The sequence below is a fragment of the Pseudomonas sp. Marseille-Q5115 genome (genome assembly GCF_916618905.1).
Taxonomy (GTDB): domain Bacteria; phylum Pseudomonadota; class Gammaproteobacteria; order Pseudomonadales; family Pseudomonadaceae; genus Aquipseudomonas; species Aquipseudomonas japonica_A.
Window position 1 is genome coordinate 4134425 of record NZ_CAKAKI010000001.1, and the last position, 13647, is coordinate 4148071.

Genomic DNA, 13647 nt, shown 5'->3' on the forward strand with positions numbered 1-13647 from the left:
TCCTGGGACGGCTTGATCCTCGAGGGACCGGGCGGGGCCCGCGAATGGACTGCACCGCCAGGTTCGGGGGCTATCGCCCCCTCCTACAGCGCGCTGCGCAGGCCTTATGGCATTGACGGAATCAGAACCTGAACACTTCCATGTTCGTCCGCACGGGCGTGGCCAGTGGGATTTTTTGTTTTTCGGGCTCTTCTTTTTTCACTTGGGCGGGCGCGGGCTTGCGCTCATCGGCCAGCGAGGGCTGATTCGCCAGGGGCTTCACCGCTGCGCTCAGCTGTTCAGCCAAGCGTTGCAGCAGTACGCCCTGAGCCTGGACCTGCGCCGCAGTGTCACCGGTGTGTTTTTCTTCAAGGTGCACAAGGCGGCTGTCTCGCACCTGGCCACGCCGATCCAGCACGCGCCATTGGGCATCCAATACCGCAGGCTGGTTGGCGCCGGAGTCCAGCCGGGTGATGGACAACAGCACCTGGGCATCAGGTGTGAAGTTCGCCACGGTGGGCGCCAGCATCACGCGCTGGGTATCCAGCCGCCAAGCCAGTTGCCGCAACAGCAGCTGGTCGATGTCGGAGGTGAGGCTACCCGCCCAACGGCCATCGGTGGCGGCGGTCAGGCTGCCGTCCTTCTGCCGTTGCAGCAGGGTTTCGCGCTGAAGGTAATCGGCGACCGATACCGGCCCCAACAACACCGCCATGCCAGTGCTGTGCTTGGGCTGGCCGGGGTTGCCGCCGTTGAGTTGATACAAGGCCACCGGCTGGTGAACGCTGCAGCCGGCCAGGCCGAGCACACCGGTCAGAAGTACAGCGAAAGGGAGGCGCAGAAAAGTCATGATTCCGTCCAGGCAGCCCGATTCGGCTGGCCGTAGTGATACCGATACCAATGGGCGCTATCAGCAGAGCGCCACAGGGCCCATATCATCCGTGAATACCGCGCAGGACTCCAGCTTCCCATGACCGCCCGCCAGAAAGCTGCCACCTGCGCGGCAGGATTCAGACGGAGGGTTCTACCAGTAAAGCATCCACGCGCTGGAAGCCACGCGGCAGTTTATTGCCACGTCGGCCGCGTTCACCTTTGTAATGTTCGAGGTCGTCGGCCTTCAGTGACAGCGTTCGCTTACCGGCTTGAAGCACCAGGGTCGCACCGTCGGCAATGATCGCCAGGTCGGTGACATATTCCTCTCGGCTCGCCACGCGATCACCTGGCACGCCGATGATCTTGTTGCCCTTGCCTTTGCCCAGCTGAGGCAGGTCCGCCACCTTGAATACCAGCAGGCGGCCTTCAGTGGTGACCGCCGCGACCCATTCATGCTCTCGGTCTTTCACCGGCCGCGGCGCCATTACCTTGGCCCCGTTCGGCAAGCTCAACAGTGCCTTGCCGGCCTTGTTCTTGGCTTGCAGGTCTTCGCCTTTCACCACGAAGCCGTAGCCGGCGTCGGAAGCAATCACATACAGAGCGTTGTCGTCTGGCAGCAGCAGGCACTCGAATTGCGCCCCGGGCGGCGGCGTAAGGCGGCCGGTGAGAGGTTCACCCTGGCCCCGCGCGGAGGGCAGGCTATGGGCGGGCAGCGAGTAGCTGCGGCCGGTCGAGTCAATAAATACCGCATACTGGTTGGAGCGGCCCGGCGCCGCAGCCTTGTACCCATCGCCGGCTTTGTAGGACAGCGCCGTACCGTCGATATCATGGCCCTTGGCGCAACGCACCCAGCCTTTTTCCGACAACACTACGGTCACCGGCTCGGTCGGCATCAACTCGTTTTCAGACAGCGCCCGGGCTTCGGCACGTTCCACGATCGGCGAGCGGCGGTCGTCGCCGTAGGTTTTGGCGTCGGCGATCAGTTCACCGCGCACCAGTTTCTTCAGCTTGCTCTCGCTGGCCAGCAAAGCCAGGAGTTTCTCCCGCTCCTTGGCCAGCGCATCCTGCTCGTCGCGGATTTTCATTTCTTCCAGGCGCGCCAGTTGGCGCAGCCGGGTATCAAGGATGTAGTCGGCCTGAGTTTCAGACAGGGCAAAGCGCTCGATCAGCCTGGCCTTTGGGTGGTCCTCGGTGCGAATGATATGGATCACTTCGTCGAGGTTGAGGAAGGCGACCAGCAAGCCTTCCAACAGGTGCAGGCGGCGCTCGACCTTGTCCAGGCGGAACTGCAAGCGACGGCGCACCGTGCGTACCCGGAACTCCAGCCATTCCTGCAGCAGCGTGCGCAAGTTTTTCAGCTGGGGGCGGCCGTCCAGGCCAATGATGTTCATGTTGACCCGGTAGGTGGATTCCAGGTCGGTGGTAGCGAACAGGTGCTGCATCAGCTCGGCGGCATCCACGCGGTTCGAGCGCGGAATGATCACGATGCGGCAAGGGTGTTCGTGGTCCGATTCGTCGCGCAGGTCGGCCACCATGGGCAGCTTCTTGGCCTGCATCTGCGCCGCGATCTGCTCCAGCACCTTGGCACCGGACACCTGGTGCGGCAGCGCGGTGACCACAACATCGCCGTCTTCCACCCGATAAACCGCCCGCATGCGCACCGAACCACGGCCGTTCTCGTACATCTTCAGCAGTTCGTGCCGCGGCGTGACGATTTCGGCCTCGGTAGGGTAATCGGGCCCTGGCATGTGCTCGCACAGCTGCTCGATCGTGGCATGGGGTTCGTCCAGCAGGCGCACGCAGGCCGTGGCCACTTCCCTGAGGTTGTGCGGCGGAACGTCCGTTGCCATGCCTACGGCAATACCGGTAGTGCCGTTGAGCAGGATGTTGGGCAGCCGTGCAGGCAACACCGCCGGCTCGTCCAGCGTGCCGTCGAAGTTGGGCACCCAATCCGCCGTGCCTTGCCCCAGCTCGCTGAGCAGCACTTCGGAGTAGCGCGACAAGCGCGCTTCGGTATAGCGCATGGCGGCGAAGGATTTGGGATCGTCCGGCGCGCCCCAGTTGCCCTGCCCGTCAATCAGCGTGTAGCGGTAGCTGAAGGGCTGCGCCATCAGCACCATGGCTTCGTAACAGGCCGAGTCACCGTGAGGGTGGAACTTGCCGAGCACGTCACCCACGGTACGCGCGGATTTCTTGTGCTTGGAGTCGGCGTCCAGCCCCAGTTCGCTCATCGCGTACACGATCCGCCGCTGCACGGGCTTGAGCCCATCGCCGATGTGCGGCAGGGCGCGGTCCATGATCACGTACATGGAATAGTTGAGGTAGGCCTGTTCGGTGAAGTCAGCCAGGGACCGGCGCTCAACGCCGTCCAGGCTGAGATCGGTTGATTCGCTCATGCAAGCCTCATCGTTGGGTGTTCTGGCGCAACAGCATGTTGCCGTCACGCAGGGTAAATTCAAGTCGTTTCAGGGCACTCATGCCCAGCAATATCTGTTCGCCCGGCAATCCGGGCACCACCACGGCGCTCACCTGAGCCAAGCGGATATCGCCCAGCTCCAGGCTCGACAGCCGAGTGCGGTAACCCTGGGTGGCACCGTTGGCTGTGTTGAGCATCACCGGGGCGCCTTTTTCAAGGCTGAGCCGGCCGGCCACCTGGGAAGGAATCGCGACTTCGGTCGCGCCGGTATCGATCATGAAGCTCACGGCCTGGCCGTTCACCCGCCCGTTCGCGACAAAATGGCCTTGGCGATTGCCCTGCAGGCGTACCTCCACAAAACCGGCGCCGTGCGTGGACGCCACCTCCCGGTTGGGGTTTTCCTGCTTCTGTTCCCAGTCACCGAAGAAGCGCGACGCCAGGAACAACCCGGCGATCCACGCCAAGGCCAGCAACCAGCGCCCTGCCAGGCGGCCCGGAGGCGAATTCACGGGGCGCCCCAGCCGCCGGCGGGCGCAGCGAAGCGCCATACCACAGGGCGTTGCTCGCCGTCGGCGCGCACCCAGTCGTTGTTATCCGTACCGATCCAGGCGCCGTCGTCATCCAGTGCGAGGGCTTCGGTCAGGCCGTAGGGTTTTTCGTAACGCCTTGAAGGTTGCAAGCCCGCCTCCGCGAAGGACCAGCAGCGCTCTACCGCAGCCGTTTCGGCGTTGCGTCGGCAAACCTTGTAGGCATTGCGCTCCAGCGTAAACAGCTTTTCCTTGAAGTACGCCAGGTCCGAAAAGTCCTTGGCGTAGCTCAGGCCAATCCGCATCGGTGGTGGCACCTCTTCCGAACCGCCCTCGCTTAGTAACACGCAAGGTGTTCCACACGCCCAGCCATCCGTGCCCAAGGCCAACCCCAGCAGGCCGCGCTGCTCGCGCTCCGCCGCCAGCCACAAGCGCTTGCCGTCAGGTGTAATGGCAAGCCCTTCGAAGATCGCGTTGAAGTGATGCAACAGCCCCTGCTGACGCGCCTCGGCCACCATACCGGCCGGCAGAGGCAACCACTGCGCGTCGCCACTCTGGGTAACGCGCAGCACACTGGCTTTGGCTTCGCTTACCAGATACAGCTGCTGCTGGTTATCACAGGCGATGCCCTCGAAATCCTGGCTACCGCCGCGGATCCAGCCGGCCGCCGTAGCCCGAAGCACGATGCTCCAGGGTAAGCCCATGTCAGGCGCAGCTGGCGCTTCGAAGGCGAGCGGCCGGCTTTGCCACACTGCCGCTGTACGGTCCATGCGGTATACCTGATCGTCGTCGCGGTCTGACACGGCCCATAACTCGCCCGCGCACAATGCCAGGCCGGACAGGTTACCGCCGCGCATGCCTTCCACTGGGTATTCGCCCTGCAAGGTGAGTTCGGGCACCGCTTCGCCCCCTTGGGCGATCGCGATGCTACCGAGCAACAACCAGGCCGCGAACGCGGCACGGATCAACTAAGCACCTCGGCAAGGTTGCCCTTGGCTTCCAGCCAGTTCTTGCGATCGCCCGCGCGCTTCTTGGCGAGCAGCATGTCCATCATTTCGCTGGTTTGGGCGAAATCATCCAGAGTGAGCTGCACCAGGCGCCGGGTGTTCGGGTCCATGGTGGTTTCACGCAGCTGCGGCGGGTTCATTTCACCCAGCCCCTTGAAGCGCGTTACCTGGGGCTTGCCGCGTTTCTTCTCGGCCACCAGGCGATCGAGAATGCCGTCGCGCTCGGCTTCGTCCAGGGCGTAGTAGATCTCCTTGCCCAGGTCGATGCGGTACAGCGGTGGCATGGCCACGTACACATGGCCTGCGTCCACCAGCGGGCGGAAGTGCTGCACGAACAGGGCGCACAGCAGCGTGGCGATGTGCAACCCGTCGGAGTCCGCGTCGGCAAGGATGCAGATCTTGCCGTAGCGCAGCTGGCTCATGTCGCTGGCGCCAGGGTCTACCCCGATGGCCACGGCAATGTTGTGCACTTCCTGGCTGGCGAGCACTTCGTTGCCGTCCACTTCCCAGGTGTTCAGAATCTTCCCGCGCAGCGGCAGGATCGCCTGAAATTCCTTGTCGCGCGCCTGCTTCGCAGAGCCACCGGCCGAATCCCCTTCCACCAGGAACAGCTCGGCGCGGGCCGGATCCTGACCAGCGCAATCGGCGAGCTTGCCCGGGAGTGCCGGGCCTTGGGTGATGCGCTTGCGCTCGACCTTCTTGCTGGCCTTCAGCCGGCGACCGGCGTTGTTGATCGCCAGTTCGGCCAATTGCAGGCCCAGTTCCGGGTGGGCATTGAGCCAAAGGCTGAAGGCATCTTTCACTACGCCCGACACGAACGCCGCGGCCTCGCGAGAGGACAGCCGCTCTTTGGTTTGCCCCGAGAACTGTGCGTCCTGCATTTTCATGGACAGCACGAAGGCGATCCGCTCCCACACGTCTTCCGGCGCCAGCTTCAGCCCGCGCGGCAGCAGGTTGCGAAACTCGCAGAACTCGCGCATGGCATCGAGCAAGCCTTGGCGCAACCCGTTCACATGCGTGCCGCCCTGGGCGGTGGGGATCAGGTTGACGTAGCTTTCCTGGACCGAATCGCCGCCTTCGGGCAACCACAGCAGCGCCCAGTCCACGGCTTCCTTGTTACCGGCCAGGCTGCCGCAGAACGGCTCGGCCGGCAGGCGCTGGAAATCACTGACAGCATCGGCCAGATAGGAGCGCAGTCCATCTTCGTAGTGCCATTCGGTTTTCTCGCCGCTGGCCTTGTCTTCGAAGGTGACCGACAGCCCCGGGCACAACACGGCCTTGGCCTTGAGCACATGCTTGAGGCGGCTGATGGAGAACTTTGGCGAATCGAAGTATTTCGGGTCGGGCGAGAAATACACGCTCGTGCCGGTATTGCGCTTGCCCACGGTACCAATGACCTTGAGGTCGCTGGCCTTGAAGCCGTCGGCGAAGGACATTTCGTATTCCTGGCCGTCGCGCTTCACCCGTACGCGCACCAGCGTGGACAAAGCGTTGACCACCGAGATGCCCACACCATGCAGGCCGCCGGAGAACTGGTAGTTCTTGTTGGAGAACTTGCCGCCCGCATGCAGCTTGGTGAGGATCAATTCAACGCCCGGGACGCCTTCCTCGGGGTGAATGTCCACGGGCATGCCGCGGCCATCGTCGATTACCTCGAGGGAGTGGTCGGCGTGCAGAATGACCTGAATGGACGTGGCATGCCCCGCCAGGGCTTCGTCCACACTGTTGTCGATGACTTCCTGGGCCAGGTGGTTGGGCCGCTGGGTGTCGGTGTACATGCCCGGGCGTTTGCGCACCGGGTCGAGGCCCGAGAGGACTTCGATGGCGTCGGCGTTATAAGAGCTAGCGCTGGGAGTGGCCATGGGTTCTCTTCGTCAATCGTAATAAAGGTTCACAGGGCGGCCAGGTCGATGGCAGCGCAGCGTGCTGGCTCCAGGCCGGCAAACAGGAACAGTTCCGGCAGGCGCTGGGCGAAGCCTTGATAGCCATGATCGCCACCCGGGCGCACATCCACGGTGCAGCCTTGGTAAAACGTTTCGGCACGCCGGTAGTCGAGGGTTTCGTCCCCGGTTTGCAGCCACACCTGAACACGTGCTCCGGCTACGGGTGGTGGCACCTCAAAATCAGCCAAGGCGTGCACGTGGCTTTCAGTGAGTTGCCACTGCTCGCCTGTGTAATGGTTGCGCTGCATCCCAAGGTGGCCGTCGAACAACCTATGCGGATTCACCGCCGGGTTGATCAGCAGGGCACGCAGCCCGTGCCGCTGTGCCAGGTGGGTCGCATAGTAGCCGCCAAGGGAGCTACCGACCAGCAACGGTTCACCCAGGGTTACAATTGCCTCTTCCAACTGCAGCATGGCCTGCCGCGGATGGTGATGCAGCGCCGGCACCTGCAAGCGGTCGTGCAGATCGACCTGCGCCGCAGCGGCAATAAGCTGGCGCGCCTTCTGCGAGGCCGGTGAGCTGTTCAGCCCGTGGATATATAAGATAGAAGCGGCCACGCGGGCCTCCTGCGGATAAATCGAAACGGCCGAGTGTATCTCAGCCGTACAGAATCAATAGCCGCTGCCGCCGAAGCCTGGTGCGAATTCGAAATCCGGCACCCTCGAAACAGCGGTATCCAGGCGGCCATCCGGATGCAGTTGCAGCCAACGGTAGCCCGGCGCTACGCGGTCAACGGAAAAATCTTCGCTCAATGGCTCGAACTGCACGCATGTCGAAGGCGTGGCCAGCAGGCGCACGCCGTTGCGCTCGCGGTCCAGGTGCTGGTGGATATGCCCCCAGAGCAGTGCCCGAACTTGTGGATAGCGGTCAATGATCGCGAGAAAAGCGTCAGCATTGCGCAGGCCAATGGGCTCCATCCATTTGCAATCGATGGAAACGGGATGGTGGTGCAGGCACACCAGGTGATGCCGCTCTGGCGCGCCGCTGAGGGCAGCTTCCAGCAGCGTCAACTGGCTGTCCGCAAGCCAACCTGGAACAGAACCTGATACGGACGAATCCAGCAGCGTAATGCGCCAGTTACCGATATCGACCACCTGCTCCATCAGCTCGGTGTGGCCGAAATGATCCGCCATGACGGTTGCTTCATCGTGGTTGCCCGCCATCCAGCGGTGCGGCGCATCGATGCTGGCGGTCATTTCCTGGAAGCGCTTGTACGATTCAAGCGTGCCGTCCTGGGACAGGTCGCCGGTGGCGAGCATCAGGTCCACGGCCGGCTGCTCGGCCATCACTCGCGCCATGACCTGACGCAGGCTGTCGGCGGTGTTCATGCCCAGCAACGTACCCTCGGCCTCGGCAAAAAGATGGCTGTCGGTCAGTTGCAGTAGCAACACAGAGGATTCAGATGTGAGTTGGCGGTTCGGCAAGGGCCGTCTCCCGGTACGGATACTGGGGGGATTATGGTGCGGTTATAAGAAAAGCGCGATATGCGGGTAGCGCGCCATTTCCTACCTGACGTGCTCGTATTCGTGGCCACACGCCAGGCAATGACTCAGCCACTCCCCCAGGAAAAGATTCAGCTGGGCTTTTTCATCGGGCTGGTGCATGGCCGCGTTGGGGTAGGGATAGATGCCGCGAAAACGTCGGGCGTGCTGGGCGCCGATCACTTCGGCCATGCGTGCGTCGTGGTACACCTGCACTTCCATCCGAGGCACCGGCAGCCACGGCAAGCTGTGCTTCTGGCTAACGCTCAAGGTGGTGGTGTAAGGGCTGGCCTGGGTCACTTCGATACTCAGCACGCCCAGGGCCTGGTCGCCCTGGGTCATGCCGATCTGGCGCGAACGCTGCTCGCCACGCATGCCAGGCAACAGCCGCATCAGGCGTGCGTAGTTGGCCTCGCAGGCCGCCTGCAACCCGGCCAGATCGACCCGGTAGCGTTCGCGCAACAGATTCACTTCCACAACCCCCTGACTTCTTCGCGGTTCAGTGCCAGCCATTGAATGGCGATCAGCGCGGCCGCATTGATGATCCTGCCATCCCGTACCGCCTGCAGCGCATCCTCGAATGCCCACACCCGTACGCGAATGTCCTCGCCCTCTTCCTCCAGCCCGTGCAATCCACCGGCCCCTTCGCTGGTGCAACGCCCCAGGTACAGGTGGACGTACTCATCACTGCCACCAGGCGAAGGGAAGTACTTGGTTATCGGCCACAGCGCTTGAAATTCCAGCCCAGCTTCCTCCTCCGCTTCGCGGTGCGCAACCGCTTCGGGGGTTTCATCCTTGTCGATCAGACCAGCAACCATCTCGATCAACCAGGGGTTGCCCACCTTGCCCATCGCGCCTACCCGGAACTGTTCGATCAGCACCACTTCATCGCGCTGGGGGTCGTAGGGCAGCACACACACGGCGTCATGGCGGACGAACAATTCCCGGCTGATTTCCTTGCCTAGCCCACCGGCAAACAACTCGTGGCGCAGGAACAGCTTGTCGACCTTGTAGAAACCGGTGAAGCAGTTCTCGCGCCGGGTAATCTCGACCTTTGTTGGCAACGAATGGTTAGCGTCTGTCATACGAATCCTCTTTTTCCATCATCAAAGTTGCATCTTCCTTCAGTGGCGTGCAACCCGCGTGCCTGATCCAGAGCGCCCAAGCCTATGGCGAACTCATCGTTGCGTTTATAGTCCAACCCCGACTTCATCATTGCCAGGGAATTCCATGTCACCCTTGAAAGTTTCAGCGTTGGCGCTTCTCGCGTTGAGTCTTGGCGCCTGCCAAAGCCTTTTTCAACCCGATTACGACAAACCGTTGAAAACCGAGCGCGAGGCCTGGGAGCACATCAAGCCCGGCTGCACCACCGCAGATTGCCCGTTGGTGAACCTGGATACCGTGCATTTTCCCGATGAACCGGCGCTCGACACGCTGGTACAGCAGCGCCTGCTGCAAATGACCCGCGACAACCCTGACCTGGCGCCGGCAACCTCATTACCGGCGTATGAACAGCAATTTCTGAGTACGGCCCAGGCCAGCTATTCCACTTACCTGCAGGCAAAGGTAAGGGAACAGCATGACGGGCTGGTGATCGTGGAGCTGTCCAGCTACCTGGACACCGGCGGCGCCCATGGCCTGCCGGGCAGAGGGTTCGTGACCTGGTCGCGCCAGCAGCACAAGGCACTGACGCTGGCCGATATGGTGGTTCCAGGCCAGGAAGCCACATTCTGGCTGGCGGCCCAGGAAGCCCACCGGGGCTGGCTGATAGCCCAAAAGCTGGACCAGGACGCCGAATTCGTCAAGAACTGGCCCTTCCAGCGCACCGAAAACATTGCCTTGGCATCCGACGCCGTCGTGCTCAAATACAATGTTTATAGCATCGCCCCGTATGCCATGGGGCACGTAGAGCTGAAGATTCCTTATGCGCGCCTCAACGGGGTGATCCGGCCGGAGCTACGCCCCCGCCGCTGACCGGGCCCAGTACCTTCGAAAGCGCCAGATGCAGCAGCCCGGCAAGTATCAGCGAGGGCAGCGTTGCGCCAAGGTCTGGCCAGTAATGGGCCAAGGCTTGATAAAGCACGATACCCGCGCCCCAGGCCACCAGCGCAGCGCCTCGCCACGTGGGGCAGGCGTTTGGCGCGCGGCGCTGGCGTAGCAGGTAATGGTCCACCAGCACCACGCCGAACAGCGGCGCGAACACCGAGCCGATCAGGAACAGGAAGTTCTGATACTGGGCCAGCGGGGCGAACGCGGCGATCAGGGTGCACACAACCCCCACCAGAACCGCCAGGTGTTCCACTTTCAGCCGCACCAGCAGGCCGCTGGATACCGCTGCGGAATGGATATCGGCGAAGGCGTTCTCCGATTCGTCCAGCAGAATCAGCAACAGCGGGATGCCCAGCCCGGCACCTGCCAGTGCCAGCAACAGCGCATTGGTTTCGCCGCTGGGCGCGAAGGCGAGCGTGTAGGCGACGCCGAGGCCCATCAGCCACACATTGCCAAGCAGGAAGCCCAGCGCGGTGCCCTTGAACACTTTGCCCGCCGAACGGCCGAAGCGCGAGTAGTCGGCAATCAGTGGCAGCCAGGACAGCGGCATGGCAATGGCAATGTCGAAGCCTGCCGCGAATGCCAGCGAGCCATCGCCAGCGCGCTGCCACAGGCCTGCCAGGTCGGCGGTGGCAAAGAGGTTCCAGGTAAGCCAGACACACGCCGCCAGCAGCAGCCAGATCCCCCACTTGCGTAATACACGACGCACGAAGGTCAGCGGCCCGCTCACTGCCAGCAGGGTTGCCAATGCGCCGAACGCAAGCGTCCAAAGCAATGGATTGGCCCACACACTGGCCTCGCCCCACCGCGTGGTCGCCAAAAGGCTCGCTGCGTCCCGCATCACGATCAGCTCGAACGCGCCCCAGCCTATGAGCTGAAGCAGGTTCAACATGGCGGGCAATGCTGCGCCATGACGGCCAAGGCTGGTTTTCAGCGAGGCCATGGCGGACAGGCCAGTGTCCGTGCCGATCACCGCAGCGGCGGCCAGCAACAGCACACCTACCAGCGTGCCCAGCACAATCGCCAACAATCCATGGGCCAGGCCCAGCCCGGGCGCAAGCAACGCGCCGGTCTGTAGCACCATCAGGCCCACACCGAGGGAAAACCACAGCGTAAACAGGTCGCGAGCGCCGAATACGCGGCGCTCCTGGGTAACGGGAATATCAGGGGAATATTGAGTCACTGGGTGTTTCTCGCGAGCAAGGGAGAACGCCTGGCCATGCCAGGCGCACGGGTCAGAGTTTTTGATACAGCTGGCTACCTTCAGCCTTGAACCGCTGCGCTTGCTGGCGCATCCCTTCTTCAGCGCTCACTTCCACGCTGGGGATCTGGTTGGCGGCATACTCACGTACTTCCTGGGTGATTTTCATCGAGCAGAACTTCGGCCCGCACATGGAGCAGAAATGCGCGACTTTGGCCGATTCCTTCGGCAGGGTTTCGTCGTGGTAGGCCCGGGCCGTGTCGGGGTCCAGCCCGAGGTTGAACTGGTCTTCCCAGCGGAATTCGAAGCGCGCCTTGGACAACGCGTTATCGCGCAGTTGCGCGCCGGGGTGCCCCTTGGCGAGGTCGGCGGCGTGGGCGGCGATCTTGTACGTGATGATCCCGGTTTTCACGTCATCCTTGTTCGGCAGCCCCAGGTGCTCCTTGGGAGTGACGTAGCACAGCATGGCGCAGCCGAACCAGCCGATCATCGCGGCGCCAATGCCCGAAGTGATGTGGTCGTAGCCGGGCGCAATGTCGGTGGTGAGTGGCCCAAGGGTGTAGAACGGCGCCTCGTCACAGCATTCCAGCTGCTTGTCCATGTTCTCCTTGATCAGCTGCATGGGCACGTGGCCCGGGCCCTCGATCATGCACTGCACATCGTGCTTCCAGGCGATCTTGGTCAATTCGCCGAGCGTTTCCAGCTCACCGAACTGCGCGGCGTCGTTGGCATCGGCGATGGAGCCCGGGCGCAGGCCGTCACCCAACGAGAAGCTCACATCGTAGGCCTTCATGATTTCGCAGATCTCTTCGAAATGCGTGTACAGGAAGTTCTCCTGATGATGGGCCAGGCACCATTTGGCCATGATCGAACCGCCACGGCTGACAATCCCGGTTACCCGTTTTGCCGTGAGGGGCACGTAGCGCAACAACACGCCAGCGTGGATGGTGAAATAGTCCACGCCCTGCTCCGCCTGCTCGATCAGCGTGTCGCGGAACAACTCCCAGGTCAGGTCTTCGGCCACGCCCCCTACCTTTTCCAATGCCTGGTAGATAGGCACAGTACCGATAGGCACCGGGGAGTTGCGGATGATCCACTCGCGGGTTTCATGGATGTGTTTGCCGGTGGACAAGTCCATCACGGTGTCCGAGCCCCAGCGGATGCCCCAGGTGAGCTTGGCCACTTCTTCTTCGATCGAGGAACCCAGGGCGCTGTTACCGATGTTGCCGTTGATCTTAACCAGGAAGTTGCGGCCGATGATCATCGGCTCCAGTTCGGTGTGGTTGATGTTGGCGGGGATGATCGCGCGGCCCCGCGCCACTTCATCGCGCACGAACTCGGCAGTGATTTCTTTCGGGATGTTGGCGCCGAAGCTGTGACCTGCATGCTGCTCGGCCAACAACCCGGCTGCTCGTGCCTCTTGCAGCTTCATGTTTTCGCGGATGGCGACGTATTCCATCTCGGCGGTGATGATGCCCTGCCGGGCGTAGTGCATCTGGCTTACGTTCGCCCCCGCCTTCGCCCGGCGCGGATTTCGCACATGGGCAAAACGCAGCCGGGTAAGCTCGGCATCCGCCAGGCGCTGCTGGCCGAAGCTGGAACTCAGCCCGGGCAAACGCTCGGTGTCGCCACGGTCGTCGATCCAGCCTGAACGCACATCGGCCAGGCCCTTGCGCACGTCGATGTGCGCCGAAGGGTCGGTGTAGGGGCCGGACGTGTCGTAGACGAACACCGGCGGGTTGATCTCGCCGCCAAAATCCGTGGGTGTTGCGTCGAGGCTGATTTCCCGCATCGGCACGCGAATGTCGGGGCGTGAGCCTTGCACATACACCTTGCGAGACCGCGGGAAAGGTTGCACCGATTGCTGGTCGACCTGGGCCGACTCACTGAGGTGGGATGCGTTGTGGCGTTGTTCGCTCATACAGGTTCTCCAGCCAGGCAAAGGGGCGTCGGAGTGAACCTGGAACGGAATAGCCCTATGGCAGCGGAGTTGTGCCGGAACGGAGCAATGCGTTTTTGCAAACGACATTCCCGGACCGAGCACAAGAGGACTCGCCGGGAAAGCGAGAAATCTTGTTCCCTACGCAGGCATCAACCTGATCAGGTTCAACGGGATCCGGAATTATCCGATCTCAGCCCCTCGCTTGGGGCACCCCGACAAGAACGAGGCAGAG

At 62.6% G+C, this 13647-nt stretch carries 12 protein-coding genes and 1 riboswitch; of the genes, 1 reads left to right on the forward strand and 11 read right to left on the reverse strand.

Translation table 11 applies throughout. The annotated features are described in order from the left end of the window. Positions 1-121 precede the first annotated feature (121 nt). The 9 genes from LG385_RS18900 to LG385_RS18940 form a co-directional block, all read right to left on the reverse strand. Positions 122-826: a membrane integrity-associated transporter subunit PqiC gene (locus LG385_RS18900; RefSeq protein WP_225775480.1), complete on the reverse strand. Its 705-nt coding sequence runs from the start codon at positions 824-826 to the stop codon at positions 122-124. Between the two features lie 160 nt (positions 827-986). Beyond that, on the reverse strand, positions 987-3245 hold the full coding sequence (gene parC / locus LG385_RS18905; RefSeq protein ID WP_225775481.1) for a DNA topoisomerase IV subunit A: 2259 nt from the start codon (positions 3243-3245) through the stop codon (positions 987-989). A 7-nt stretch (positions 3246-3252) separates the two neighbouring features. After that, positions 3253-3774, reverse strand: a complete 522-nt coding sequence (locus LG385_RS18910) for a TIGR02281 family clan AA aspartic protease (protein WP_225775482.1) — start codon at positions 3772-3774, stop codon at positions 3253-3255. After that, positions 3771-4757, reverse strand: a complete 987-nt coding sequence (locus LG385_RS18915; protein WP_225776281.1) for an esterase-like activity of phytase family protein — start codon at positions 4755-4757, stop codon at positions 3771-3773. Before LG385_RS18915 ends, LG385_RS18910 begins: the two co-directional genes overlap by 4 nt. After that, positions 4757-6661 (reverse strand): DNA topoisomerase IV subunit B, encoded by a 1905-nt coding sequence (parE, locus tag LG385_RS18920; RefSeq protein ID WP_225775483.1) that lies wholly within the window; start codon positions 6659-6661, stop codon positions 4757-4759. The genes LG385_RS18915 and parE overlap by 1 nt, the downstream gene beginning before the upstream one ends. Positions 6662-6690: 29 nt before the next feature. Next, positions 6691-7299 (reverse strand): YqiA/YcfP family alpha/beta fold hydrolase, encoded by a 609-nt coding sequence (locus LG385_RS18925; protein WP_225775484.1) that lies wholly within the window; start codon positions 7297-7299, stop codon positions 6691-6693. Between the two features lie 54 nt (positions 7300-7353). Beyond that, on the reverse strand, positions 7354-8166 hold the full coding sequence (gene cpdA, locus LG385_RS18930) for a 3',5'-cyclic-AMP phosphodiesterase (RefSeq protein WP_225775485.1): 813 nt from the start codon (positions 8164-8166) through the stop codon (positions 7354-7356). An 81-nt stretch (positions 8167-8247) separates the two neighbouring features. Beyond that, entirely contained in the window at positions 8248-8700 is a 453-nt protein-coding gene (locus LG385_RS18935; RefSeq protein WP_181113496.1) for a DUF1249 domain-containing protein, read from the reverse strand. Continuing rightward, a complete protein-coding gene (locus tag LG385_RS18940; protein WP_181113498.1) occupies positions 8691-9308 on the reverse strand; it encodes an NUDIX domain-containing protein in 618 nt (205 codons plus the stop codon). Before LG385_RS18940 ends, LG385_RS18935 begins: the two co-directional genes overlap by 10 nt. Before the next feature lie 145 nt (positions 9309-9453). Here LG385_RS18940 and LG385_RS18945 point away from each other — a divergent pair, with 145 nt between their 5' ends. Next, positions 9454-10197 carry an RsiV family protein gene (locus tag LG385_RS18945; protein WP_181113500.1) on the forward strand — a complete coding sequence of 248 codons (744 nt, stop codon included), beginning with the start codon at positions 9454-9456 and terminating at the stop codon, positions 10195-10197. On the opposite strand, the gene cytX is transcribed toward LG385_RS18945, so the two are convergent. Beyond that, the gene (gene cytX, locus LG385_RS18950; protein WP_225775486.1) at positions 10157-11455 is read right to left on the reverse strand and encodes a putative hydroxymethylpyrimidine transporter CytX; all 1299 of its coding nucleotides are present in this window, start codon (positions 11453-11455) and stop codon (positions 10157-10159) included. The genes LG385_RS18945 and cytX overlap by 41 nt on opposite strands. A 52-nt stretch (positions 11456-11507) precedes the next feature. Continuing rightward, positions 11508-13394, reverse strand: coding sequence for a phosphomethylpyrimidine synthase ThiC (thiC, locus tag LG385_RS18955; RefSeq protein ID WP_225775487.1), 1887 nt, complete (start codon positions 13392-13394; stop codon positions 11508-11510). Between the two features lie 139 nt (positions 13395-13533). Next, positions 13534-13640: riboswitch (TPP riboswitch) on the reverse strand. Positions 13641-13647 lie beyond the last annotated feature (7 nt).